Source organism: Candidatus Contendobacter odensis Run_B_J11, assembly GCF_000531125.1.
GTDB lineage: Bacteria > Pseudomonadota > Gammaproteobacteria > Competibacterales > Competibacteraceae > Contendibacter > Contendibacter odensensis.
In genome coordinates this window covers 1-25654 of sequence record NZ_CBTK010000090.1, presented here as the reverse complement: position 1 = coordinate 25654, position 25654 = coordinate 1, and the positions used below count along the sequence as shown (strand labels likewise).

The following is a 25654-nucleotide window of genomic DNA, read 5'->3' as shown; positions in this document are numbered from 1 at the left end:
ATAAATTTTTCAGAAGGGTGTGTTGAAAAATTCCACAACCTGTAAATGATTGCTATAGTTAGGAGTGATAAGATGGAATTTCCGCCCACCCTTGAATAGGTGCTTAACAAATGTTGTGAACGGGAGAGTCTTTGCGCTAGAAATAACTTGTGCAAAGACCTCTAGCTCCTTTTTAAGAATCAGTTTAGCAGTCTCCTCAATAATAGCGTCAACGGTTTTATAATGGAGGTTTGTCTTACCCATTGCTGCTTCAAGATGATCACCAGCATCTAGTGCTGCCACGACATCATTCCAAGCCGGGTCTGGTGCTAAAAGTCGACTCGGAATGACTGTTTTTAAGTGTTCCCCAAGTAACCACATGCCCGGAATGCCCTCTGCAATTGACAAGCCAGTCCCAACCACAAGAAGAAGCCCCTCTTGGAGATGGTCCTGAAGCTGTCGCTTTACGCTTGAGAGTTCGAGTGCCACGAGTCACCCCTCAACCGAGTTGGATACGCCGAGGGAAACTAATTCCAGCCCCTCGATCTCCTGCAATGACTTACCCGCAATCCCTTGCAAGTCTCTATACATCTCCACCGTTACCCCCATCACCCGCATAATCTGCTCTTCGCGTTTGCTTAATTTGTTACATGATGACATTATTTCTCTTGCGTAGGGCAAGTTGAAGCCTTAGTTGTTTGTTCTTTGAGTTTCCGAAGTTCAGGCAGCAAGCAGGAAATATCGTCCTCAATGATGCTCCAAAGCGTATCGTTATCAATACCCAGGTAGCTGTGAATCAGCCGATTTCGGGTTGCGATAATCTGTCGCCACGGTATTGCAGGGCAGACATCACGCTGATCGGACGGAATGTGCGTGGCAGCTTCGCCCAGCAATTCCAAGTTGCGCACAGTCGCGTCATAGTTAAGGCCGCTGGCGATAAACATTTTTTGGTCAAGCCCTTCTGTATAGGCGAGCGCTTTTTCGGCGAAACTAATCATGTCGTCGAGGTAAAAGCGCCACTCGCGCTCAGACATTGATCACCTCCCGTTCGATGAATGGACGCAGTTCAGGGCGAAGCGCTTTTTCAGTCACCAGATCCACCGGACACTTCAATAAGTCTTCCAGATAAAACTGGACACCGAAGTAGCGTTTGGAGGTGGCCGCCCCATCAAAAGCCACAAGCACATCCACATCACTATCATCTCGGGCGACATCGCGCACCGTGGAACCAAACAAAGCCAGACGAGTTACGCCAAACTGTTCAGCTAACTGCGCCTTGTGTTGGGCGAGTAATTGTAATGCTCTGGTGCGATTCATAACTAGCTCCATTCGCAGTGAAATATATAGCAATCTTATTTGAGTTTTGACGTAAAACGGGCTTCCAGCCCGTTGTGCAGTTAACGGGCTGGAAGCCCGTTCTACAGCTCGTTTAGGATTGCTATATATTGAATTACTTTGTCCATCAAGTCACATCAATTAAAACAGTCAAACGCATGGGCTACGGTTTTCGCAACTTTGTCAATTTTAAGCAACGGGTCTTGATCGGTTTTGCCTAACTCCACAAGAACCGTCGAAGAACCTATTTTTTAATAGATTATTTTTATCCTCTACAGAGGCGATTTCTTACATTCAACCGCCAAACCGCGCCGCCAGACTTGCCAGAGTGATATTCCCGGCAATCTCATCATGCGGAATCAGCACATAACGCCAAGGCTTGCCGCCATGATGTGCCGTATGGTCTGAGGCATTGGCGCACCATTGAATAGCAGCGTCTTTCTTCGCGACAACGGCAGGTTCTTCCAATTCCGTGTTCATTTTGGGTTCGAGCATATAGATTGCGTCGTTCGTTTCCGCGACGAAGTCCGGCTGATATTCCAGGTGATCCGCGCCCTGCCGGTAGAAAATCTGAAACTGACTTTTAGCCGGCCTGAACCACTTCACTGCATCGCGTTCCAGAATTGCCGCCAGCTTGCGTTCCGCATCGGAATCGAATTTCTGCACTGAATACAGGCAGCGGTTGAATCCACCAAACAGATACTTCGCCATATTGCTTTTATCCGCTGGCGCAACCCGGTAATCGGCAGGCGGTTCTTGTGCGGAACAGGTATAGGCGCTTGGCTTCAGTTCGGTAAAACCTTTGCTGATCTTAACTTCGTAATCAACAACGTCTTCCCAGTAATGCGCCTGCATCTGGGCATGAATGAACCGGGCGATATTGCGCTGATAACAGCACAATACTTTTCGGGCATCTGCTTCAGAAAGATAGCTCTGGAAATGCTGTACAGTTTGAGTGGCCAGGTCGTAGAGCAAATCGGCGTGGTCGTCATAAGAAATATCGTCAAACTCGACCAAACCGCTGACGATGTAATCTTCCAGCTGCGTTTCTTCGATGCCGCCGCGACCAATGGCAACGATCTCAAGTTCATTGGTGCGCAGGTGCTGAATCCAGAGTTCGTCGGACACTGCCGGATAGTTCAACGCATCGAGCTTGAGCGTGAAGGGCTTGAAACCGGATTTCACCTCGCCTTTGGGCACGACCAGAATGCGCGGGATGGCGATGGTTTGCCGCATGACCAAATCAACCGTTTTTGCGACTACGGCGGCAATGTCCGGTTTCTCGCTGATCCCGGCTATTTCCGATTGGAATGGCTGCTGTTGCGCTTTAACGGCTTTGACGATAGCGGTCTGGATTTCCGGTTGTTGCAGATGTTCGAGAGTGGGTAAGGTTTGCGGCTGGTTTTCCAATTTGCGAATCACATCCCAAGCGATCTGCGCCACTTTCTGCTCTGCGGGCTGAGTGAAAACCGGCGCTTCTTTCTGACCGGCCAGCGTGGTGCTGTGAGTGAGCTGGGCGGGTTTCAAGCCCAGTTGGGTCGCCAGTTGCGATTGCGACACCACCGTAGCAGTTTTCTGGCTGAGTTGATCAACATCCAGCACTACCGCCTGCACCCGAATCGCTGAATCCGGCTGATTAGCGGCGTCAATGATCTCCTGAAATTTGTCATGAGCAACGATGTTCAGCCGATCCACGGCAGTGACGCTGGTGCGTTTGCCATAGGGCAGCCGCAGACCGCGCCCGATGGATTGCTCGATGAGGGTGCGGGCATTGGCCGCCCGCAACGGGACGATGGTGTAGAGATTGGTCACGTCCCAACCTTCCTTGAGCATGTTGACGTGAATCACGATCTCGGTGGGTTCTTCGGGATTTTCGACCTTGAGCAGGCGCGTGATCATTTCCTCTTCTTCCGCGCCGGTCTTGCTGGAATCCACCTGGATCACCTGGTCCCGGTAGCGCCCATCAAAGAAGCCGTCGGACTGGATCAAGGCCAATAACTGGCTGGCGTGAGTGGTGTCGCGGGCAATCACCAGCAGGAACGGCTTGACGATAGGCCGCTCGCTCTCGCGGGCGTAGGTTTCCAACTCGACTTTCACGCTTTCGTGCAGGCGCACGCCGTCTTCCAGCTTTAGCCGTTCGATCTCTTCCGGCGACATCCCTGCTGGGTTGAAATCCTTGCGGGTGACGACCGCTGGTTCTTTCACGAAACCGTCCGCCATCGCCTTTGCCAGCGGGTAGTCGTAAATCACGTTTTTGAACGCGACCGCGCCGCGTGCAGATTCCACAAACGGCGTTGCGGTCAGTTCCAGCCCCAGGATCGGCTTGAGTTCGTTAATCGCCCGGATTCCGGCGCTGGCGCGGTAGCGATGCGATTCGTCCATCAGCATCACCAGATCAGGCAGACCGGCCAGATAGTCGAAATAGCTCTGGCCGATATATTCCGAAAGCCGTTTGATCCGGGGCGACTTGCCGCCGCGCACTTCGGAATTGATTTTCGAGATGTTGAAGATGTTGATGCGCACGCCGCCCAACAGTGATCCACTGAGCGGGTCGCGCTGATCGTAATTGTCGCCGGTGATGATCGCGGGCGCATTCAGCGCAAATTCGGCGATGCCCTTGAAGACATATTTGGGCGTGTTGGGGGTGAAATCGGCGATCAGCTTGTTGTAGATGGTCAGGTTCGGGGCCAGCACGAAGAAGTTGTTGATGCCGTGCGCCAAATGTAGGTAGCTGATAAACGCGCCCATCAGCCGGGTTTTGCCGACGCCGGTAGCCAGCGCAAAGCACAGCGATGGAAACTCGCGCTCGAAGTCGGTGACGGAGGGAAACTCGCTGCGAATGGTTTCAAGAACTGCGGCGGTATCGGCATTCTTGCCGGGCGGGGCAATCTCGGTGATGCGGTCGAGAATTTCCAGCGAGCGGCGTTGTGGGTGGCGCAGGCTCAGACGGCCAGCAATAGCGTTGACATGGTGGCGATTCACTGCGGATTGTCCGTGCTGTGAGGGTTGTTTTGGCGCTTGTTCAGCAGTTCCCGCGCCTGAGCCAGCATCTTCGGGACATGGGTGGTCGCAACCTCCCAGATGATCTCGGCATCCAGCGCGAAGTAGTGATGGGCAATCAGGTCACGCAGCCGCGCAGGCGCTGAACCCCCGGCTTCGGATAGCGCGGATCGTGCCTCGGCGGGTAACTTTTTGGTCGCCTCGCCAATGACTTGAAGGTTGAACAAGACTGCATCGAAAATGGCTTCATCGGCAACAAACGTGTCGAAGGTTCGTCCGGTTACGAAACGCTCGATCTTTTCGCCGCTTTCGATCAAATCGCCCAGATAGAGCAGCCAATTACGCGACACGGATCAGGTCCTTTTCGACATGCGGCCGGGCGCGGGGCTTCAAACCCTTTTCGGTTACTAAATCCACCGGTCGGCCCAGCAGTTGCTCAAGATAATCCTTGAGGCCGAAGTAGCCAGCGAAAGTCGCGGAACCCTCGAATTCCACCAGCACGTCCACATCGCTGTCTTCCCGTGCTTCATCCCGCGCCATTGATCCAAAAAGGGCAAGACGCTTGACGCTGAAGCGCCGTTCAATCTCTGTGCGCCGCTCTCGCAACACCGACAATGCCTGATCGCGTTTCATGAATTAGTCTTCGCTGAAATCTATGGCCTGTTGACCCGGTTCCGGTGGTTTCCGAGGCAGATTTTCTACCCGCAGGCTGTAGTCGTCGTGGCCCCATTCGCAGCGTGATAACACTTGTTTGGGGATTTTCTTCACCGTCAGATTGGGATAGGCGTCGGGATTAGCGCGGAATGCGGTACACAGCACCAGCAAGGTGCGTTCCGGCCCCACCTCATCGCTCAATTGTTGAAGCTGTTCATGAGTCAGGCAGGCGGTCGTGATATAAATGAAATCTCGCTCGGTAGAGTGCCCGTGCTGCCAATACACCGCATCCGAAGGCGCATAAGTGAAGCCTTCCAACTTGCAGAGCGCCTCGGAAAGCATCGCGGCGTTGTAGTTGCGGTTGATGACCCAGTTGCCCCACTTGTCCTGTTCCAGCAACGAAGGCGCTAAACGGTAATAACGGAACCCGCCGCCACCTTGCCAATTCACCATTTTGCTAATGCCGCCCTGATCGTCGCCGTTAATCACTTTTTGCAGGCGTGGGATGATGTGGGTGTGGCAGTGTTCGCCTAACTCGATCATGATCCAGCGGCGTCCCATTTTGTGGGCGACTGCGCCGGTGGTGCCGGAACCGGCGAAGGAATCGAGAACGAGATCACCGGGGTTGGTGGCTATTTCAAAGATTCGTTGAAGTAGTCGTTCGGGTTTTGGTGTGTCAAAAACATCGCGGACACCATACAAGCTGATCATTTCCTTCTTTGCTTCGTCGGTATGCCCTACCTCTTCATGCGACCACCAGTTGTGTGGTGTCATCCCGTCACGCACTTCAGAGAGAAACAATTTGAGTGCAGGTACAGTATTTCGGCCATCACGTCCCCACCATATACGGTTTTCTTCGACATGGCGTTTATGTGTGCTTGGATCATATTTCCAAGCTTTCTTGGTATTCTTCACAACATTCCCTGTATTGGGGTTAATAATTTCATAGCAAAGATTTGGGCGCTTTTCGGGTGTCGCTTGATTCAAATAATCAACTGCTTTCCATATACCACGAGGATCATTATCAGGGTTAGTGTAGCGCGCTACCGATTCTTCACTTCGCGGAAGTAGATTATTTTTGAATTTATCGCTTTTAGCATAGACCAACACAAAATCGCAGATAGTCGCGATGCCTTGAAAGTTATTGCTGACACTGTATTTTCTCTGCCAAGTAATAGTCGCTTTATAGTTTGGCCGCCCAAACACTTCATCACATAACACTTTCAAGTAATGCGCTTCGTTGTCGTCAATGGTGATCCACAACGATCCATCTGCGGATAATAGCCGGTGAATGATTTCCAGCCGGTCGCGCATCAGTGATAACCAAATTGAATGCTCTACGCCATCGTTATAATGAGTGAAGGCGCTGCCGGTATTGTAGGGCGGGTCAATAAACACGCACTTCACTTTGCCCGAAAACTCCGCCTCCAATGCCTTCAGCGCCAGCAGGTTATCGCCGAAAATTAGCCGGTTGTCGAAGATGTCGCCGATTTCATCCACAGATTTCGCAGATTCACGCAGATTTACCGAAAAAGAATCTGCGTGAATCTGTGTAATCTGCGGACCACTCTTTACCCGATGTGGCGCATGATACGACTTGGCCGGGTCTTCCAGCAGAATGCGCGGTTCCAATCGAGGCCGGTTCTCTTTGCCAATCCAGGTCAGTTCGAGTTTTTGGTTTTTCATAGCCTACTCCCACGCCGCCAAATCAGCGCGAACCAGCCGAATCCGTTGCAGAATTGCCTCCCGTTTCAGATTAAAAATCACCATGCCCAGGGTAATCGCTGTGCCCAAACCCAACAGAATCAGCGCCCGGCTTAAATTCTGTTCCGGGTAGAAGCGCAGCAGTTGCCCGATCACATTCAGCAACAGAAATGCGACTCCGGCATACAGAAAAGCCCGAATCCGCAGCGCAATACCAAAGATAATCCCGATAAACGCCAGCCCTAACGCCAGCACAAACACACCCAATTCTGGCCGCAGAAATACATCCAGCCCGGCTCCGGCATAAAGCAGGCTTAATGCCGCCAGCCGCGCCCCATTCAACACCTTTGGCCGTAACTCATGGCGATGCAAATGCAATAGCGCCAATACCGACACTGCCGCCGGCACAATGGTGAATTGCCAGAGTCCATAACGTCCAGCCCACACCGGCGCCCATAAATAAATCGCGCCATTCAATGCCAAAACACCCAAATACAGCGGCAATGGATTACGCATTGTCCCCGCCAGCGACAGATACAGCACCGCTGTTGCCAGCAATGTCCCGCCCGCCCACGGCGAAGCCAGTTGCCAAGGCACGGTTGCCAGTGCCAATACTGGTAGCAACAAGGCTAGACGATAAAGCGGTTTAGCACCGGTGAATTGATGCAGCAGAAAGGCGACATAACCCGCTGCCATCAGCGCAGCGGTGTCGCCGACCGTGAACGGCGTCAATCCCAGCAGAATCAGTCGCCCGTACCCTGCCAGCACGCCGAGCAACAACGCGGTTGCATAAATCCAGTTTGGTTCATCCGGTCGTCGCCAGGCGCGGGTCAGCGTCAATCCGGCCAACATCAGCAACGCCGCACCTGCCGCCAGCGGATCGGCGGCAATGCCGAAATGCCAAGGCGACGCTCCCCAACCAGCTTGATAGGCCAGCACGGCGTAACCGTGCAGCGCCAGCCAGAATCCGCTGAACAGCAGTAATTTTGGAATCAACCCGCTGATAACGGTTTCGACCTCGTACCACCCATTGAACCGATCCCCATGGATTTCGGGATCAGCGGTACTCAGCCAAAGCATCAACCGCTGCCGGATCAGCGTGAATGCCAGCATTAGCACGACGGTTTGCACGGCGTACCACGGCGCTACACCGATCAACGGTATCCAGGCGAACCCGGTTGTACCCACCAGCCAGATGGTGTAACTACCGGTCAGCGCTAGAAAAAATCCTGCTTTCAGCCAGAACGGTTCATTGCGCCACCCGCCTTGCGCTACGGTGACTATCGCCAGCGCAAACAAGGTGACTGTAACCGCCGTTCCGCTGAAATCCGGCACGATGAACAGCAATATCACGCTGACCGCCGGTAAAAACAGTAACCAAAGGTCCAGCGCCGCATCCCACAGTTCCGAGCGGCGCAGGCCATAACGCCACGCCAGCAATAGCGCGCCATTCCATATCACTACCGTCAGCGGTAGCCAAATCAGCGGCACCGCCAAATCCAGCAGCACGGCAACGACCGCTGCACCGAGCGCCAGTAATAAGACCTGAGCAGATAACTTTTCTGGATGGCGGTTGAAGGCATGACCCGCCGTCGCCGCCAGCAACACCGCCGAAACGGTTAGCGATCCGGTTAAATGTGTCGCCGGCATCCACGCCCACAGCAACGCAAGTTCCAGCATCAGCAATTGGGCCAGCAGTAGAATCAGCGCGACAAAGGGCGTCCAGAACAGCGGCGCTTCCAACTCGCTTTGCCGCCAATCCAACCATTGCGCCACCATCACGCCATACCGTCGCCACCGTGGAATCAGCAAGAACAACCAATTTAGCCAAATCAGAGCGATTACCCATTCTCCCAACCTTCCGTTGCTGAAGGGGGGTGACGAAGCCGGGGGGATTCCGATAACTGCCAGTAAACCGCTCGCGGTCAGGGTAGCTACTGCCAGCCAGGCCATGCCAGGCCATGCCGTGTTACGCAGCAGCAGGAACAGATACAGCGACAATCCGGCCAGCGCCGCAGCCGGCGACCGTTCCCATGTCATCCATCCGACTGTGCCGCCGGCCAACACGCTGATCAGCCCCAACAGCGGCCAGAATGTCGCCGATACCGCCCAATCCGGCCAGCGGGCGTTCCAGCGCGGTAACAGCAGATTGCCGCCCAGCCAAAGCGCATAACCCCAAACCATGGCGATCCCTGCACTGTCCCGTAGATCAAAGCCCAACCGCAGCGCCAGCGTCCAAATCAAGCTGCTCAACAGCAATGCCAGTCCCAGACCACGCCATTGCGCTGCGTGCGGCAAGGGTCGCGCCACCGGGAACAAGGCGATGCACAGCAGCGCCAGTAATCCCGGTAAACGGGGATCAGTGGTCAAAAATCCCAGCCCTGCACCGACTAGCGCCAGCAGATAGAGCAGTCCGCTCATTCGCTGCAACGGGATACGCCAATACGTCAGTGGCACGGCCCGTTCCGCTTCCAGACCGACCGCCGCCAGCGCCATGACCAGACTCAACAGCGCATTGCTTAACGGCTGACCTGCGCCTAATAGCGCATTGGGTGATAGCCAGAGGCCGGTTAACCAGATTCCAATCGTCAGCGTCATCAGCGCCGCATAAGCATGGGGGCTGGATCGGTAGTGCCAGCCGGTCAGCGTGAACAGCAATAAACTGGTCATCAGCGCCGGTAACCCTTCCGGCGTCGGCATTCCGAGCAGCACTAACGTCGGGCAAGCCGCGACCGTTGCCACCGCAATCACCAGCGCACAACTGTGCAGGCTCTCTTCGACCTGTTGAGCGCCACCCGCGCCGCCCGGCACGGTAAAGCTCATCACTTGCGCCAAGCGCCAAACCGGTGGTTTAGCCAGTAGCGCAATCGCGAACCGCCAGACCAGCAGCGCATAAAGTACCGCTACCGCACCCAGCCACGGCAAGGTCAATCCGACTCGTTCCAACCCAGCCAGCAGTCCCGCCAGGCCCAACAACATTGGCAACGCAACCCAGCGGAACCAGTGGAAATGACCGATCAACAACAGCCCGCTCACTACCGCCAGCGCCGTCGTCAAAGGCCAATGCCACGCCAAGCCGCCCTCCAGCAAACGCAGGCTCAAGTGCGCTAGCCCGACGACCCACAACAGCGCCATCGCCTGTTCCAGCGGCGCACGGATCAAATCGGATGGAGAACGGGCTTCCAGCCTGTCTTCCGAAGCAATCTCAAACTGTAACGCAGCACCAATTCGCAAACGCCACGCCAGCCGCCACAGCAGCCACCACAATCCCATTACCAGCGCAAATTCGCCCAGTCCGCTACTAGGTCCGGGGAAATAGCCACGCTTAATCAGTACGCCAATACCGCCCGCGCCGGCTAAAACGCCGTAGAACAAGGTCTGCTGGTGTAAACCCAGACTCAGCCACAGCAGCAACCCGCCCGCCAGCGCCAGCAATAAAATCGGCTCGACTCGACCGGGCAGCACCATCCACAACACTATTCCGCCGAGCGCCAATGCCAACGCGATATTCAGCAACGCGCCGGCAATAAATACGGTGCGGCTGATTGGAGACTGCCGCCGGTCGTGTAAACCCAGCGCAACCCATAAAGTCGCCAGCGCCAGCGCTCCAAACGCGCTGCGTAGTTCCCAACTGAACGGCAGCCAGCCCGGCGCATAGCCAACCGCCGCCAGCGCAAAAGCTGTGACCACGCCATCGCCATAAGCCCATCGTGGATCGGCATCCGGCAAGGTCAGCGCCAACCGTACTGCGCCATAACTCAACAGTGCCGCCAGCGCCGCTGTCGCAAAGCCGATCCAGCCCGGCGGCGTCGAGAGCAAACTCCAGGTTGTCAGACCGACCAGCAGCACACCAAACACCGTCAGGCATTGCAGCGCAATAGCGCGGGAGCGGGAACGAGTCCAACGGCACAAGCCCAGTAGCGCCAGCAATCCCGGCAGGCTGGCGAGTCCATGCCATGCGGGCGGCAATGTATTCAAAATGCCGAATCCGTACAGTCCCGCCACGCAGACCAACAGCAGATACAGCGGTGGCAGAGTGCGATAGCGCCACGTTACCCACCCGTAGAGCAATGCGCCCAGCGCCAGCGTCACGATGACTGTCGGCGTGGTTTGCACCGCGATTGCGATTGCCACCACTGACAATCCATACAGGGTAAAACTGAATCGGGACAGGAAAGCGTATTTATTGACCCAATCCTTGAGCGCCGCATCCACTGGGAACAGCAACCCGCACAACGCCATCAGGAACGGTCCCGCATAGCCGACGGGCAACGGCTCCGGCCAAATCCAGGTCAGGTGAACGAACGACACCACGGCGGTGTAAACCAGCAACCCGGCGGCGTAGTACGTCGTCAACCGCTCATCAATAAACAGCCGCTGCAACCACTCACCGGTAAAGGTCCGCAGCGCGTAACCCAGCAGGCCCAGCAATACCAGATGCAATACTGCCAAGCCACGCCAGTCGGGAACAACGACCGCCAGCGGCGCGGCTAATTGCACCGCCGCCAGCGCCGTTAATAATTGCGGATAACGGCCCATCAGTACCCGATCCATCAGACCGCTGGTCAGAGTCGCGGCCCAGGCGAATGCCACCAGCGTCACCACCCCGATCGACAGGCTGACGATCAGCAGGAGTCCATCACCGCTACTGGTGGACACCAAGCGGATTGCGACCACCAAATCCAGTGGCGCCAGCAACATGCCCAATGTCAACAACACGCTGCTGGCAACCACCAGTTCCGGGCGATTGCGGCGGAACTGATACCCGGCCCAAATCAGGAACACGGTGGCGCTGGATAGACTGGCGAATACCACCAGCGCGTTGATAAAGCCGCTGGTGTTGGCAATCAGGAATAGCGCGCCGGCCATAAAACAAAAGCCGCCGATGAACCAGCCGATGTTCTGCGCCAGAAACGGCGCGATCAGCTTCGGCCAGCCGGACAACACCTGTAGCGCTTTCTCCAATGGACTTGGAACCGCTGGACGCCAATCATCCTCAGTGACGGGGATAGGCTCTTCCCACCGAGATCCCTGGTTGGTCCGTTTGGCACTTGGCGCTGTCTCTACCGCCTCTATTGCAAAGGGTGGCAGAGACATGGGCGGTTCCGTGGAATCGCCGGGAGGTAGAGGAGGATTGCATGGCGCATCGAAATGATCTGTCTTTGCGACTAGAGAGAACCTGGGCAAACTTTGAAGCGCAGCGGCAATCATCGGAATAGGTGGCGATTCGGGCGCAGCAGGCTGCCACGGCGGCAGTCCCAACGGTGTATCGCTTCCTTGCGCCAGCAGATTCCAGGCAACTGTGCGCCGCTGTTGCCAGATGCTGTTCTCCGGTTGCGCGCCGCCTTCACGCAGGTGCTGGATCCACAACCGATTCAGATGGTCGGCCAGTTGCTGAAACCGCTTCCCGGTTACAGCATCGGACTCGCGCAACCGCTGTAACTCCAATTGCAGCAACAACAGATTTTCCAGATCGGCGGGAGCGTAACGATGGTTGCCGCTCAACATCGGCGCGGGCGGAATCGGCGCGATTTGCTCCAGCCGTCGATCAGGGCGGCGACCAACCGGCTGCTGCCGTAAATCATGCAGTTGGCGGCGGGCAATAATGAGCGCAATCAGTAGAATAATCGGCGAAATCAGCCACGCCAGCACCAATACTCCCAAAATCACCCATTCCATGATTTGCCCTCCAATCACCGGATTGCTGATTGCGCTGCTTGCCTGAATTGCGCTGCTTGCCTGATAGGTTATGCCTTGCGAATGTCCTGCTTGAGCGTCGCCAGTTCCGCTTCAATTTCGATATCCACTTCCATCTTCAGAAACTCCCGTTCGACTTGACTGAACTCGCCGTACAGTTCGGCCCGTGCTTCCATGCGCGCTTCCATTTCACCGACCTTGTCGGCCATGCGCCCGAACGAGTTATTGAGATCGAGACCCGACTGGAAATGATCGTTCACTCGGTTCATCTGCTCGTGCGCCTGAGCGGCCCGTTGTCGCGCCACCAGACTGCCTTTCTTCAGGCGCGCTTCTTCCAGCTTCGTTTCCAGCGCCCGTAACTGCGCTTTAAGCCGCTCGCTGGTGCGCCGGGAGGATTCCCAGGAGGCTTGCAGATTGGCAACAATACCGTCGTGTTCCTTCTTGCGCAGCAACGCTTCCCGCGCCAGGGTTTCATTACCGGTTTCCAGCGCCCGCCGAGCGCGGTGGTGCCATTCCTCGGATTGCCGGCGCTGATTATCCAGCTCCCTAGCGAGTTGCTTCTCGCTGGCCACTGCGTCAATTACACCCTCGCGGGCACTATTGACGTTTTCCTCCATCTCGCGGATGAGTTGCTTAATCATTCGCTCGGGGTCCTCGACCCGATCCACCATATCGTTAAGATTGGCGGTGAGTACATCGCTGATGCGCTTGAACAGATTGGCCATGGGTGCCTCCTAACCAGTAGTGACAGGGGAAAGAATAGCTTGAGTATAGTCAGGGAAATTTTTTATGAACAGTGTTTAATTAAAGCTGACTAAAAATTTTTTCCCTCTGTTTTCCACGATCAAAGTCACCTGTACCACATGCTTCCAAGGCCGGGATATGGGTAGCCAAGGCCGGGATATGGGTAGCGGTTTTGTCTGTGGCACAATGATCGCCGGCAATTGAACCATCGAGGCAGCGCCATGAACCCGCAGACTCAACCCCATCTGACCGCCGAAGACTACCTCACTATCGAGCGGAGTGCCGAATTCAAGAGCGAGTACTTCGACGGCGAGATTTTCGCCATGAGCGGCGCGAGCGAGCCGCACAACATTATCGTTACCAATACGGTTGTTGAGCTGGGCAATCAGCTCAAAAAGCGTCCTTGCAAACTCTACGCTAACGACATGCGAGTCAAAATCAGCCCAACCGGCCTGTACACCTACCCCGATTTAGTGGTGATCTGTGGCAAGGCACAATTTGACGATACTCATTTCGACACCTTGCTAAATCCAACCTTGATCATCGAAGTGCTGTCCGACTCCACCGAAGCCTACGACCGGGGGCGCAAGTTCGAGCATTACCGCAAGCTGGAACCACTGGTGGAATATGTGTTGATCGCGCAGAGCCACCCGCACATCGAATCCTACCGGCGGCAGCCAAACCATGAATGGCTACTCGCCGAGTGCGCCGGTCTGGAGGGTGTGATTCGCCTGCATTCCATTGATTGCGAACTGGCGCTGGCGGAGATTTACGACAAGGTTGAACTGTTGGAGACCTAAGCCGAGTCAAACCTGAATCACATCGAAATTCGGCCTGCTCGACAACATCCGCTGCAATACTCAAAGTCGCTCCCCCCGGAAAAATAGCGCGTTCTGCTATGATGACGCCCCCGCGCCAGATACTCCGGCCCCGTCCTCTCAGCGATTCGATCCGCCATGAACCCAGTCCTGACCATCGCCAAGCGTGCTGCCCTCAGCGCCAGCCGTATCCTGCTGCGCCATTTCGATCACCTCGAACGGCTCACTGTCGCCACCAAGCAGCGCAGCGATTTCGTCAGCGAAGCGGATGTGCAAGCCGAGCGGGAGATCATTCAAATCCTGCGCAAAACCTACCCCAGTCATAGCATCATCGCCGAGGAAAGCGGGGAACAGCCGGGTCAGGACGAATCTCAATGGATCATTGATCCGCTGGACGGCACTACCAATTTCCTGCACGGCATCCCGCATTTCGCTATTTCGATTGCCTTTCGCCACAAGAACCGGCTGGAAGCGGCGCTGGTTTATGATCCGATCCGGGAAGAGATGTTCGTCGCTTCGCGTGGCGAGAGCGCACAGGTGAATGATCGGCGCATCCGGGTCAGCAGCGTGACTCCATTGGAAAACGCCCTGCTGGGCACCGGTTTTCCATTCCGCCATGCCCAACACCAACCGGCTTATCTCAATATCTTCACCGGTCTGTTTGGCCGCTGTCTGGAAATCCGCCGCGCCGGTGCCGCCTCGCTGGATTTGGCTTATATCGCCGCCGGACGGCTGGATGGTTTCTGGGAGCTAGGATTGAAGGAATGGGACATCGCGGGCGGGGCACTGCTGGTGCAGGAGGCCGGCGGATTGGTCAGCGACTTTGCCGGCGGCAATGACTTCATGAAATCCGGCAACGTCGTCGCCGGCAATCCCAAAGTGTTCAAGGCGTTGTTGCAGGAAATGCAGCCGCATTTGACGCCAGCGCTGGCCCGTTAGCGTCGGAAGCCCGAGGTAATCGGATAGCGCCGATCCCGCCCAAAAGCGCGGGGCGTAATTCGCACTCCGGGCGCCGCCTGGCGACGTTTGTATTCATTGACAATCACCAGTCGGGTGACTCGTTCTACAGTGGCCCGCTCGAAGCCTGCTGCAATCAATTCGTCAACGGAGTGGTCTTCCTCCACATAGCCGTGCAGAATCGCATCCAGTGTTTCATAAGGCGGCAAGCTGTCCTGATCGGTCTGATCGGGACGCAGTTCCGCCGATGGTGGACGATCCAACACTCGTTGCGGAATCACCGGCGTCAAGCGATTGCGATAGACCGATAGCCGGTAGACCATGGTTTTCAACACATCCTTAATCGGCGCAAAACCACCGGCCATATCGCCATACAGGGTGGAATAGCCCACCGCAGTTTCGCTCTTGTTGCCGGTGGTCAACACCATCTTGCCGGTCTTGTTGGAGATGGCCATAAGTAATACGCCCCGGCAACGGGCCTGAATGTTTTCCTCGGTGCTGTCCAGCGGCAATCCATCCAAAACCGGCTGCAAGATACTGAGAAATGACTGAAACGCCGGTTCAATCGGCATGAGCTGGTATTTCACCCCCAATGCCTGCGCCTCCTCTTCGGCATCGGTATTGCTCATGTCAGCGGTATAGCGCGAAGGCATCAATACCGCCTCGACCCGATCCGCCCCCAAAGCGTCGACGGCCATCGCCAAAGTCAGCGCTGAATCAATCCCGCCCGATAGCCCCAGCACTACACCGGGGAAACCATTCTTGGTAACGTAATCACGCACTCCACGCACGATAGCTTGATAAATCGCGGCTTCCTCGGACGGTTCTTCAGCAATCTCGCCGGGTATCGGCTCCACAGTTACGCCAATAGTGAAATCTACCGGATACAAACCTTCGGCGCAGAATGGAGCGCGATGAGTCAGTTCGCCCTTGCTATTTACCACTTGCGAATGGCCATCAAACACCAGCTCGTCCTGCCCACCGACCAGGTTGACGTAAACAATGGGAATACCGTTTTCTGCGACGCGCTGGCGCAGAATGTCCAGCCGCAATTGACCCTTGCCGGTGTGAAAGGGTGAAGCATTAAGATTCAGCAATAATTGTGCGCCGGCAGCGACGGCTTTTTGCACCGGATCGAGTTGCCACACATCCTCACAAATGGTAATGCCGACTCGCACATTGTTGATAACAACTACCGTGGGTTCTGCACCCGCTACAAAATAGCGCTTCTCATCGAACACGCCGTAATTAGGCAATAGCTGCTTGTGATAAACCGCCTGGATTGCACCGTCACGAATCACCGCTGCCGAGTTACGCAACCCTTCCGAAGTGGCGGCGGGATAACCGACCACGGCGGTAATGCCTTCAATCTCCATGCACAATCGTTGCATCGCCGGTTCCACCTGGCGGATGAAACTGGGACGCAGTAATAAATCTTCCGGCGGATAGCCGGTCACCGTCAATTCTGGAAACACGATGACATCAGCCCGTAACCGGTCGCGGGCATCAACGGCGGCAGTCATGATTTTGGCGATGTTGCCCTGAATGTCGCCGACCAGAAAATCGAGTTGGGCCATAACGACCCGGAGAGAATTGGAATCAGCGAGCATAAGGCGACCTTTTTTGCGCTTTACCGTTTTCTTTATTCAGCACGATGTTAGGCTTGCTGCACTGATGTCATGCTTGGAAACGATATAAATCAGGATGCCCAACAGAGTATTCAGATTACCAATAAAATATTCCGGCTTATCAATATAAATTATATCACCCCGTAATTTCAAAAAACGCCACACACTACCCGTAGTGACCGCACCATAAACATGATCCAGATATTTCCCTTCATTTTCATTGAAAATTCGCGTCGCTATCATTTCAGCCATACACTGACCCAAACCGCTATTGATATTTTCATTTTTCGCTTCGACCACCGCCAAAACTGGAGCTTCAATAGTATACTGAACACTCGATGCGCTGAGAAGGAAATCACACCTTCCCGTCAATCCTTGTTCTTCGTCAACATTAAATTCAACGCCTGAAAACAGGCTGACAGCATGATGAGTTAATTCAGTGAGTTCCGCCAGGATCGGAGCAATGATAAACTCCGATCTCGCTTTTTCTGTTCCTATTGCGCTACCCAATGGCAGGTAGCGTTCAAGAAATTTTACCAAAATATCACTGGGTTCTACCGGATCAACACCATTGAATAAGGAAGTATCGCCCACAATCCTTATTCCAAAGGCTTTTCTGACAGCATCTATCGTAAAACGATTGTAAGCCATTGCTATTGGCCTCCAGATTAATCGTTGTAGGTCTTTTCCTTTGATTAAATCTGAATGATCAGACGGTCATGGAAAAGAAAAAGGCGGGTTACGCTGAATGCTTAACCCACCCTAGTTCTTGTTCTCAGCCTTCAATAACACTTTTATCCGTTACTCCTCTTTCACGATAAGAGAAGTAACGACGAACGGCTTAACTAAAGAACTTCTTCATTGCTGCGCCGATGTCGGCGGGGGAGCGAACAATCGTGCAACCGGCTGCATCCAGCGCTGCAAATTTGTCAGCCGCCGTGCCCTTGCCGCCCATGATGATGGCGCCGGCATGACCCATACGTTTGCCCGGCGGCGCGGTGACGCCGGCGATATAGGCGACCACTGGCTTCTTGATGTTGGCTTTGATGAAGGCGGCGGCGTCTTCTTCGGCATTGCCGCCGATCTCGCCGACCATCACAATGCCCTCGGTTTGCGGATCGTCCTTGAACAGGGTCAGCACGTCCACGAAGCTCATACCGTGAATCGGGTCGCCGCCGATGCCGATACAGCTACTCTGACCTAAACCGGTTTGCGTGGTTTGCCACACCGCCTCATAAGTCAGGGTGCCGGAGCGGGAGACGATGCCGATCTTGCCGGGCAGGTGAATGTGGCCGGGCATGATGCCCATCTTGCATTCGCCGGGGGTAATGACACCGGGGCAGTTCGGGCCAATCAGGTAAACGCCCGGATAATTAGTGGTCAGGGCGGCTTTGACCTTCAGCATGTCCAGTGCCGGGATACCCTCGGTAATGCAGGCGATAACCTTGATCCCGCCATCCGCCGCTTCCAGAATCGCATCACCGGCGAACGCAGCCGGGACATAAATCATGGTAGCGTCGGCACCGGTAGCGGCAACCGCGTCTGCCACCGTGTTAAATACGGGCTTGCCGAGGTGGGTGCTGCCACCCTTGCCGGGACTGATCCCGCCGACCAGGTTGGTGCCGTAGGCAATCGCCTGTTCAGAATGGAAGGTGCCTTGCGATCCGGTAAAACCCTGGCAGATCACCTTGGTGTTCTTGTTGATCAAAATACTCATGGTTGGCTATGTTCCTTGTAGATGGGGAGCCGATGGGCAACCGCGTTGATCAGGCTGCGGCGGCGACCGCCATCTTGGCGGCGTCGGTCAGGTCGTCGGCGGTCATAATGTTCATGCCGGACTGGGCCAGCATCTCGCGCCCGGCCTCCACGTTGGTACCCTGCAACCGCACCACCACCGGCAGAGTCAGACCCACTTCCTTAACGGCGGTGATAATGCCCTCGGCGATGGTGTCGCAGCGGACAATGCCGCCAAAAATATTGACCAGGATAGCTTTAACCTTGTCCGAGGACAGGATCAACTTGAACGCCCGCGCTACCCGATCAGCGGTCGCGCCGCCGCCAACATCGAGAAAATTGGCCGGATCGCCACCGTGCAGCTTGATCACGTCCATCGTCGCCATCGCCAGCCCAGCGCCGTTGACCATGCAGCCAATGCTGCCATCCAGCGCCACATAGTTCAGGCCGATTTCGTGGGCGATGTGTTCGCGTTCGTCTTCCTGCGTCGGATCGCGCAGTTCAGCCACATCCAGGTTCCGGTACAAGGCGTTGTCGTCCAGACTGATCTTGGCGTCCAGCGCCATGAGCTGGCCGGATTTTTCCAGAATCAGCGGATTGATCTCGATCAGGCTGCAATCCTTATGCACGAAGGTGTTGTAGACGCCGGTCATGATCTTGACCATTTGCGACACTTCTTCCTTGCTCATTCCCATCTGGAAGCCGAGTTGCCGGCACTGATAGGGCTGAATTCCGACAATCGGATCAATGGCGACGGTCAGGATTTTTTCCGGGGTTTTGGCGGCAACTTCCTCAATATCCATGCCGCCTTCGGATGAGCCGATGAAAACGATGCGCTTCTTGGCACGATCCACCAGACAGCTCAGATAATATTCCTTGGCGATGTCCACTCCGTCCTGAATCAGCAGGATGTGAACGGGAACGCCTTGAGAGCCGGTTTGTTTGGTCACCAGGGTGGAACCCAGCAGTCGGCCGGCCACTTCTTCAACATCCTGAATGGTGCGAACGAATTTGACGCCGCCCGCCTTGCCGCGACCCCCGGCGTGGACTTGGGCCTTGACCACCCACGGTCCCTTTTCTCGCACCGCCTTGGCCGCTTCGACGGCTCCCTGCTGGGAAGTGGCCTTGATGCCGCCAGGCACTGCTACGCCGAATTGGCTCAGCAACACTTTTGCTTGATATTCATGAAGGTTCATGCGGATTACATCCCCCTTTCAGTTGGAGCGTCTATTCTATCGCGAAAAACCCTAATCTTCACGTTCCGCTGCACGATAAGTGGCGGTGCACCTTTACTATAATAGTCGCCATGGTTCATCACCGAGGAATCGCCGCTGCGCGCTGTCCATCATGATCGTTTCTGACCCGCTTGCCGGACTGAATAAAGACCGTTTTCCCGACCGCCGCCACCTGTGGCGCGTATTTCGCGCTTCCCATATCTACCGGCTGATCTTGGCGATGCTCTTGCTGGGCGCGGTCGGACTGAACGAGCAGAACCGGCTGTTTGGCAAGCAGGCGCCGGCGCTGTTCCTGGGCGCAGCGCTGATCTACCTGGTGCTGATCCTGCTCGCCATCGCCGGCACTTACTGGCGGCGACCGCGATTACCGGTGCAGGCGCATCTGCAAATGCTGGTGGATTTGCTGGCGCTCATTATCATGATCCACGCCTCCGGCGGTCTGAACAGCAGCCTGAACAGCCTGCTGATCACCGCAGTCGCCGCCAGTGGCATCCTGCTGCCGCTCAGTTCAGCGCTGCTGGCCGCCGCGCTGGGATTTTTCCTGTTGACCTTGTCCTGGCTGGTGAGTCAGTGGTACGCCGCTCAAGCGCTGACGCAGGTGGCGCGGGTGCCGGACCCGTGGACCGCCTTCATGGGTCAGTTGCGTAACGCCACTGATGATCTGGTGCGCCTAGGGGTGCTGGGCGCGGTGTTGTTCATCGCTGCCGCGCTGACCTATGCACTGGCGGAACGGGCACGGCGCAGCGAGGCGCTGGCTCGCCGGCGCACCTTTGAGCTGCTGGACGTGGCTGAATTGAATCAGGGCATTATTCGCCACCTGCAAAACGGGGTGGTGGTGGTGGATGCCGCCGACCAGGTGGTGCTGCTCAACGACACTGCTCGAACCCTGCTCGATCAGCCGAATGCGGAAGTGGGCATAGCACTGGATATGCTGTCGCCACCGCTGGCGCAGCGGTGGCGGGCATGGCAAGACCGGGGCGGACTGGAGGTTCCCGCCTTTCGTCCGGTTGAACACCGTCCAGAACTGATTCCGCGTTTCACCGGGCTGAGCGGTCATGGGGCAGCCACCACCCTGATTTTGCTGGAAGATTCCGCCCAGGTCGCCGAGCGGTTGCAACAGATCAAGCTGGCAGCGTTGGGGCGGCTGACCGCCGGCATCGCCCATGAGATTCGCAACCCGCTGGCGGCGATCAGCCATGCCGCGCAGTTGTTGCAGGAGTCGGCCAGCGCCAGCACCAGCGACCAGCGCTTGGCGCAAATCGTTCACGACAATGTCCGGCGCGCCAACCGCATCATTACCGATGTACTGGATTTGGCTCGCCGTGACCGGGTCAAGCCGGAACGGCTGGTGCTGGCCGCATGGCTGGAAGCCTTTGGTCAGGAATTCACCCGCGATCTGGACGGGCCGCTGCCGGTGTGGAATCCGACGGTGGAGCCGGACGATTTGACAGTGAACTTCGATCCGCACCAGTTCCGGCAGGTATTGTGGAACCTGTGCGCCAACGCCTGCCAGCATGGGGTTCGGCCCGGCGAAATCCCCCAATTCACGGTGTGCGCTGGTCTGGAAAACGGACCGGGGCGACCGTTCATCGAAGTGCGTGACGCCGGTCCCGGCATCCCGGCTGAAAACATCGCTAAACTGTTCGAGCCGTTTTTCACCACCCGATCCAAGGGTACCGGACTGGGTTTGTATCTGGCTCGCGAACTGTGCGAGGCCAACCGGGCCCAGTTGCAATACCTGCCCAGTGCCGAAGGCGGTAGCTGTTTCCGTATTACTTTTGCGCCCACTCACCCAGTCCCGGAGACGGAGTAATGGATGCCTGCAATGCCTTGATCGTGGATGACGAAGCCGATATTCGCGAGCTAATCGAGATGACTCTGTCGCCGCTGGGGGTTCATTGCCTGCCAGCGGAGACCCTGAGTGAGGCACGGGCTTTGCTCAAGCATCAGTCGTTCAGCTTTTGTATCACGGACCTGCGGTTGCCGGATGGCAGCGGGCTGGAACTGGTGGCGTATATTCAGAAACAGCGCCCAAACTTGCCGGTGGCGGTGATTACCGCCCACGGCAATGTGGAAAGCGCGGTAGAAGCGCTGAAGCTGGGTGCTTTCGATTTCGTTTCCAAACCCTTCGATCTGGCGGTGCTGCGCGGCATGGTCGCGACCGCGCTGCGGCTGAACCGCACCAGTGAGAAAAGTCCTGATGCCAACCGCCCGGTCTTGCTGGGCCAGTCGGCAACGATAACCGAGGTGCGGGTGCTGATCGCCAAGCTGGCGCGCAGCCAGGCGCCGATCCTGATCAGCGGTGAGTCGGGCACCGGCAAGGAACTGGCGGCACGGCTGATTCATCTGTCCGGGCCACGGGCCGACCAGCCTTTTGTCCCGGTCAATTGCGGGGCAATTCCCGAACACCTGATGGAAAGCGAGTTCTTCGGCTACAAGAAAGGCAGTTTTACCGGCGCGACCCAGGATAAGGGCGGACTGTTTCAGGCGGCGCAGGGCGGTACCTTGTTTTTGGACGAGGTGGCCGATTTGCCGTTGCCGATGCAAGTGAAGTTGCTGCGGGCAATCCAGGAGCGGTCGGTGCGTCCGGTCGGTGCGCTGACCGAGGTGGCTACCGATGTGCGGGTACTCAGCGCCAGCCACAAGAATCTGGCGGCGCTGGTGCGGGAGGGTACTTTTCGGCAGGATTTATTTTACCGCCTGAACGTGATTGAAATGCGGTTGCCGAGCCTGCGCGAGCATCCCGATGACATCCCGGAGCTGGTTGAGGCGATTCTCGACCGGTTGAGCCGGCAAGCGGGGTTGCCGAAACCGCACATGGTGCCATCGGCGCTGGTGGCGCTACGGGCGTATGCCTTTCCGGGCAATATCCGCGAACTGGAGAATATTCTGGAGCGGTCGTTCACCTTATGCGAGGACGGCCTGATCCAGGCGGATGATTTGCTGTTGCCGGAAACCATGGAGCCGTCGTCAATCCGGTCACGACCGGTGGCGCTGGACACGGATTGGGAGATGCCGCCGCCGACCGACGCCGCGCCGCGCCGTGAGTTCGAGCCGAGAACCGTGCCGATTCTGCAACCGCCGTCCGGCAATCTGGAGGGCTATCTGGAGGAGATTGAGAAGGCGGCCATTCTGCGGGCGCTGGAAGCCACCCGTTATAACAAGACCGCTGCCGCTGAAAAGCTGGGGATTACCTTTCGGGCGTTGCGCTATCGGCTGAAGAAGCTGGGAATGGAATGAGGTAGGCGATGGCCCACCCGGTGAACTGACTATGGCTGAACACGATGAACGAAACGCTGATCGTGGCGACTGTGCAAGCGCAGTGGCCGCATCTCCTCGCGGTGTATGCCTTTGGCAGTCGGGTACAGGGTACGGCGGGACCAGCGAGCGATCTGGATTTGGCGGTGCTGGTCGCGGGCCGTGCAGACCCGATGTTACTGTGGGAACTGTCGCAACAACTGGCAAATGTGTTGGGCTGCGATGTGGATTTGCTGGATTTGCGGGCGGTGTCTACGGTGATGCAGTATCAGATCATTACTACGGGCAAGGTGTTATGGGCGAAAGACGCTCAGGCGGCGATCTTTGAGAGTTTCATCCTGAGCGAGAAAACCGCGCTTGATGAGGCGCGGGCGGGGATTATCATTGATATTCAACGCAAAGGAACCGTCTATGGCCGATGATGTGGTCATCAATAAGGCGGCGACGATAGAGCGCTACGTGGCCCGCGCCCGCGAAGAGTACGCGGTGAATCCCGCCACTTTCGCCCATGATTTCACCCGTTAGGATGCCGCTATTCTCAATATTCAACGGGCCTGCGAGGCGGCGTTGGATGTGGGGCAACATCTGATTCGCCGCGAGCGGCTGGGCGTACCTCAAAGCGCGCGCGATGTTTTTACCCTGCTGGCGCAAAATGACTGGATTGATGAGGCTCTGGCGGATGCGCTCAAGCGTATGGTGGGTTTTCGCAATATTGCCGTGCATGACTATCAGGCTTTGCAGTTGCCTATCACCGTAGCAATTATTGAGCGACGCCTGGATGATTTTCTTATTTACACTCGTGCAGTGATTTTGCGCGATGCGGCATCGAGTCAGTAATCACTGTGTTCACCCAATTTGCGCGAGAAGCCCCGTCCTTTAGGGCCTGTCCATTGCACACATCTCTAACGGGCTGATTTTTCATAGAGATCAGAGGCCAATTGCATCCCCCAAGCGAGGTCGCGGGCGCGCTGCAAGCCGATCCAGAGGGCCTGGGGGCCTGGGGGACCGTCGCATTTGCGCCCCAAATGGCCGCCGAGGCGGGCGATCCAACCGAACATGGCCGACAGCGGTGGCGGGGCGGCCGGCGGGGACTGCCGATGAATCGCGACGTAAACGGCCCGCCATTCGGCCGGATCCAGGACGGCATCGCAGGGCGACTCGGGGGTTGTCCGCCCCAGCACCGTCAGGTACTGAATCCGCCAAGCGATGATCAAGTACAAGGCCAAGGCGGGTTCCAAACGGTCCAGGGTGCTGAGTTGCAAGGCTTCTACCCGGTAACCGGTTTTGAAAATTCGGAAAAAGACCTCAATACTCCATCGACAACCCTACCACTGGATCAACTCAGCCGCAGGGACCAGAGTGTCGGCCAAGCGGTTTGAGAGCAACCGCCAGTCGAGAGATTCGGCGTCCGCTGGGGGTTGACAGCTACTGAAAACTTTATTGACTTTCATGGCTTTCATTTAAGAATCTTGGCCGTTCTCAGGAACCTACCGCCAGTTGGGCGGAAAGTAACGCTTGCAGAGAGGGCGTGAGACCTGGGGGAACATGCGGTCGCCTCATCAGCGTAAAGTTCCCCACCCGTGGGGAATTTGAGTGGCGAAAACCAAGCCGTACCCTTGGGCAACCTCGTTGAAGCAAGAAGTGAGCTATGGAATAAAAGACCATGGTTTACGCAACGGCGTTTCTTCCCGCGCCCGTAGCGCGGTGACCGACACCGGATCGCCTCCTTTCGGGTGCAGGGTCACCCGCTCGGCCCGCACGGTCAGTACCACGAGCCGGCTGGGCTGATGGGGTCGAGCCGGGAGGGTGAACGTCACCTCGCCCCGCACCGGTGCCCCCGCCAGTCGGTTCCAAAGGGTATCGCCTTCGGTTAATTTGCGGTCTTGCGCCGCCCGAATGAGCCAATCCACTTGGGGATGGCCTTGGGCCCGGAGCATGAACTCGTGAATATCACATTCCCGGTCGGCGACGTAGACCCACCGGGTATTGGACAGGGTCGCGGCCCGTTCCGCGCAGCGCTCGAACCCCTCCAGCCAGCGCATGCTCTCCTTGGCTTCGATGGGCCAATGGCGCTTGTCTTCACCAAAAGTTTCCCGGTCGCGGGTCCACAACCAGGCATCCAGCACCCCCAAGGGCACCCCATCGGGTGTCACCGCCAAGGTGGGATGCACATACAGCCTGTGCTGCCGCAGGTAACTCAACGGCCCCAATCCGGCGATGCCCGGTTGCTTACCACCTATCAGTTCTGAGTTAAGCGGGTTGCAAAGGGTAATCTGAGGGGCGAGGCGCCGATGGGATCGGTGCAGCGGCTGGCGGCGGAAGTAGAACGGGGGCTGCGAGACGCGCACCCGAAACTGCGTAAGACGGTAGTGAGGAAGGTGGCTTTGGCGGTGGGGGCGATGATCGAAGCGCGCACCCCGAACACCGCCGAACACCGCCGAACGGGCCAACGTGTTACCGCTGGCGACGGAGCGGCAGGACCTGCGTGAGCAGTGGCTGCGGCGATTGCGGAAGAATCCCTTGCTGTCCAGCCCGGCGCTGTTGGAGCCGTGGGCGCGCCAAGCGCTCGCCGATGCCAGCCGCTCTGGGCAAACCGTGGTGCTGAGTCTGGATCAAACCGACCTGGGGAATCGGTTCGCCGTGTTGATGCTCGGCCTTGTGGTGGGGGATCGGGCGTTGCCGCTGGTCTGGGCGGTGGCGGCCGGGCCGGCCCATCTGGGGTTTGACCGGCAGGCAGTCGTGCTGGAACGGGTGCGGGGCTGGCTACCGGCTGGAGCGGAGGTGCTGTTGTTGGCAGATCGGTTCTCTCCGTCCGCCGCGCTCTTGGCCTGGGTGCACCTGCGGGATTGGCACCAGCCCTTTCAAGGTGCTCAGTTGATGGTTGACGTAACCGTCTGATTCTCTGTTACCC

The 25654-nt window shown here is 56.8% G+C and carries 22 protein-coding genes and 2 pseudogenes; 8 read left to right on the top strand and 16 right to left on the bottom strand.

Annotation, left to right across the window (positions count from 1 at the left end; translation table 11 throughout):
- Window positions 1-9 precede the first annotated feature (9 nt).
- From BN874_RS07445 to BN874_RS07405, 10 genes and pseudogenes are all read right to left on the bottom strand, one after another.
- Window positions 10-468 (bottom strand): hypothetical protein, encoded by a 459-nt coding sequence (locus BN874_RS07445; RefSeq protein WP_051497554.1) that lies wholly within the window; start codon window positions 466-468, stop codon window positions 10-12.
- A gap of 3 nt (window positions 469-471) precedes the next feature.
- Window positions 472-618 (bottom strand): annotated as a pseudogene (locus tag BN874_RS24345) (DUF2130 domain-containing protein); the annotation flags it as partial.
- Between the two features lie 20 nt (window positions 619-638).
- Window positions 639-1013 (bottom strand): HepT-like ribonuclease domain-containing protein, encoded by a 375-nt coding sequence (locus BN874_RS07440; protein WP_034431838.1) that lies wholly within the window; start codon window positions 1011-1013, stop codon window positions 639-641.
- Entirely contained in the window at window positions 1006-1296 is a 291-nt protein-coding gene (locus BN874_RS07435) for a nucleotidyltransferase family protein (RefSeq protein ID WP_034431836.1), read from the bottom strand. Before BN874_RS07435 ends, BN874_RS07440 begins: the two co-directional genes overlap by 8 nt.
- A 312-nt stretch (window positions 1297-1608) precedes the next feature.
- Entirely contained in the window at window positions 1609-4296 is a 2688-nt protein-coding gene (locus tag BN874_RS07430; RefSeq protein ID WP_034431835.1) for a DEAD/DEAH box helicase, read from the bottom strand.
- Window positions 4293-4664, bottom strand: coding sequence for a HepT-like ribonuclease domain-containing protein (locus tag BN874_RS07425; protein WP_051497553.1), 372 nt, complete (start codon window positions 4662-4664; stop codon window positions 4293-4295). The genes BN874_RS07430 and BN874_RS07425 overlap by 4 nt, the downstream gene beginning before the upstream one ends.
- The gene (locus tag BN874_RS07420; protein WP_034431834.1) at window positions 4654-4947 is read right to left on the bottom strand and encodes a nucleotidyltransferase family protein; all 294 of its coding nucleotides are present in this window, start codon (window positions 4945-4947) and stop codon (window positions 4654-4656) included. Before BN874_RS07420 ends, BN874_RS07425 begins: the two co-directional genes overlap by 11 nt.
- A 3-nt stretch (window positions 4948-4950) precedes the next feature.
- Window positions 4951-6654, bottom strand: coding sequence for a site-specific DNA-methyltransferase (locus BN874_RS07415; protein WP_034431833.1), 1704 nt, complete (start codon window positions 6652-6654; stop codon window positions 4951-4953).
- A gap of 3 nt (window positions 6655-6657) precedes the next feature.
- Window positions 6658-12351 carry a hypothetical protein gene (locus BN874_RS07410; RefSeq protein ID WP_034431832.1) on the bottom strand — a complete coding sequence of 1898 codons (5694 nt, stop codon included), beginning with the start codon at window positions 12349-12351 and terminating at the stop codon, window positions 6658-6660.
- Window positions 12352-12419: 68 nt separating this feature from the next.
- Window positions 12420-13094, bottom strand: coding sequence for a PspA/IM30 family protein (locus BN874_RS07405; RefSeq protein ID WP_034431831.1), 675 nt, complete (start codon window positions 13092-13094; stop codon window positions 12420-12422).
- 240 nt (window positions 13095-13334) lie between these two features.
- Here BN874_RS07405 and BN874_RS07400 point away from each other — a divergent pair, with 240 nt between their 5' ends.
- Window positions 13335-13913 (top strand): Uma2 family endonuclease, encoded by a 579-nt coding sequence (locus tag BN874_RS07400; RefSeq protein WP_034431830.1) that lies wholly within the window; start codon window positions 13335-13337, stop codon window positions 13911-13913.
- Window positions 13914-14069: 156 nt separating this feature from the next.
- Window positions 14070-14870, top strand: a complete 801-nt coding sequence (gene suhB, locus BN874_RS07395; RefSeq protein WP_034431829.1) for an inositol-1-monophosphatase — start codon at window positions 14070-14072, stop codon at window positions 14868-14870.
- On the opposite strand, the gene BN874_RS07390 is transcribed toward suhB, so the two are convergent.
- The 4 genes from BN874_RS07390 to sucC all read right to left on the bottom strand — a co-directional run bounded on the left by BN874_RS07390 (window position 14867) and on the right by sucC (window position 19446).
- Window positions 14867-16498 carry an NAD+ synthase gene (locus tag BN874_RS07390; RefSeq protein ID WP_034431828.1) on the bottom strand — a complete coding sequence of 544 codons (1632 nt, stop codon included), beginning with the start codon at window positions 16496-16498 and terminating at the stop codon, window positions 14867-14869. The two genes, suhB and BN874_RS07390, sit on opposite strands and share 4 nt — an antisense overlap.
- Window positions 16499-16534: 36 nt before the next feature.
- Window positions 16535-17167 carry a hypothetical protein gene (locus BN874_RS07385; RefSeq protein WP_034431827.1) on the bottom strand — a complete coding sequence of 211 codons (633 nt, stop codon included), beginning with the start codon at window positions 17165-17167 and terminating at the stop codon, window positions 16535-16537.
- Window positions 17168-17357: 190 nt separating this feature from the next.
- A complete protein-coding gene (gene sucD / locus BN874_RS07380) occupies window positions 17358-18233 on the bottom strand; it encodes a succinate--CoA ligase subunit alpha (protein WP_034431826.1) in 876 nt (291 codons plus the stop codon).
- Window positions 18234-18282: 49 nt separating this feature from the next.
- Complete coding sequence (gene sucC / locus BN874_RS07375) at window positions 18283-19446, bottom strand: ADP-forming succinate--CoA ligase subunit beta (protein ID WP_034431825.1); 1164 nt, start codon at window positions 19444-19446, stop codon at window positions 18283-18285.
- 151 nt (window positions 19447-19597) lie between these two features.
- On the opposite strand from sucC, the gene BN874_RS07370 reads away from it, so the two are divergent.
- The 4 genes and pseudogenes from BN874_RS07370 (at window position 19598) to hepT (ending at window position 23580) form a co-directional block, all read left to right on the top strand.
- On the top strand, window positions 19598-21298 hold the full coding sequence (locus BN874_RS07370) for a sensor histidine kinase (protein WP_051497552.1): 1701 nt from the start codon (window positions 19598-19600) through the stop codon (window positions 21296-21298).
- Window positions 21298-22725 (top strand): sigma-54-dependent transcriptional regulator, encoded by a 1428-nt coding sequence (locus tag BN874_RS07365; protein WP_034431824.1) that lies wholly within the window; start codon window positions 21298-21300, stop codon window positions 22723-22725. The genes BN874_RS07370 and BN874_RS07365 overlap by 1 nt, the downstream gene beginning before the upstream one ends.
- Before the next feature lie 44 nt (window positions 22726-22769).
- Window positions 22770-23165 carry a type VII toxin-antitoxin system MntA family adenylyltransferase antitoxin gene (mntA, locus tag BN874_RS07360; RefSeq protein ID WP_034431823.1) on the top strand — a complete coding sequence of 132 codons (396 nt, stop codon included), beginning with the start codon at window positions 22770-22772 and terminating at the stop codon, window positions 23163-23165.
- A pseudogene (gene hepT / locus BN874_RS07355) lies at window positions 23155-23580 on the top strand (type VII toxin-antitoxin system HepT family RNase toxin). Before mntA ends, hepT begins: the two are co-directional and overlap by 11 nt.
- Window positions 23581-23645: 65 nt before the next feature.
- On the opposite strand, the gene BN874_RS22340 reads toward hepT, so the two are convergent.
- Window positions 23646-24005 carry an IS4 family transposase gene (locus tag BN874_RS22340; protein ID WP_051497551.1) on the bottom strand — a complete coding sequence of 120 codons (360 nt, stop codon included), beginning with the start codon at window positions 24003-24005 and terminating at the stop codon, window positions 23646-23648.
- 384 nt (window positions 24006-24389) lie between these two features.
- Window positions 24390-24944: a hypothetical protein gene (locus tag BN874_RS07345; RefSeq protein ID WP_051497550.1), complete on the bottom strand. Its 555-nt coding sequence runs from the start codon at window positions 24942-24944 to the stop codon at window positions 24390-24392.
- A gap of 90 nt (window positions 24945-25034) precedes the next feature.
- Between BN874_RS07345 and BN874_RS26160 the strand changes: the two genes are divergently transcribed.
- The gene (locus BN874_RS26160; RefSeq protein WP_051497549.1) at window positions 25035-25232 is read left to right on the top strand and encodes a hypothetical protein; all 198 of its coding nucleotides are present in this window, start codon (window positions 25035-25037) and stop codon (window positions 25230-25232) included.
- Window positions 25195-25641 (top strand): hypothetical protein, encoded by a 447-nt coding sequence (locus BN874_RS26155; protein WP_195912128.1) that lies wholly within the window; start codon window positions 25195-25197, stop codon window positions 25639-25641. The genes BN874_RS26160 and BN874_RS26155 overlap by 38 nt, the downstream gene beginning before the upstream one ends.
- Window positions 25642-25654 lie beyond the last annotated feature (13 nt).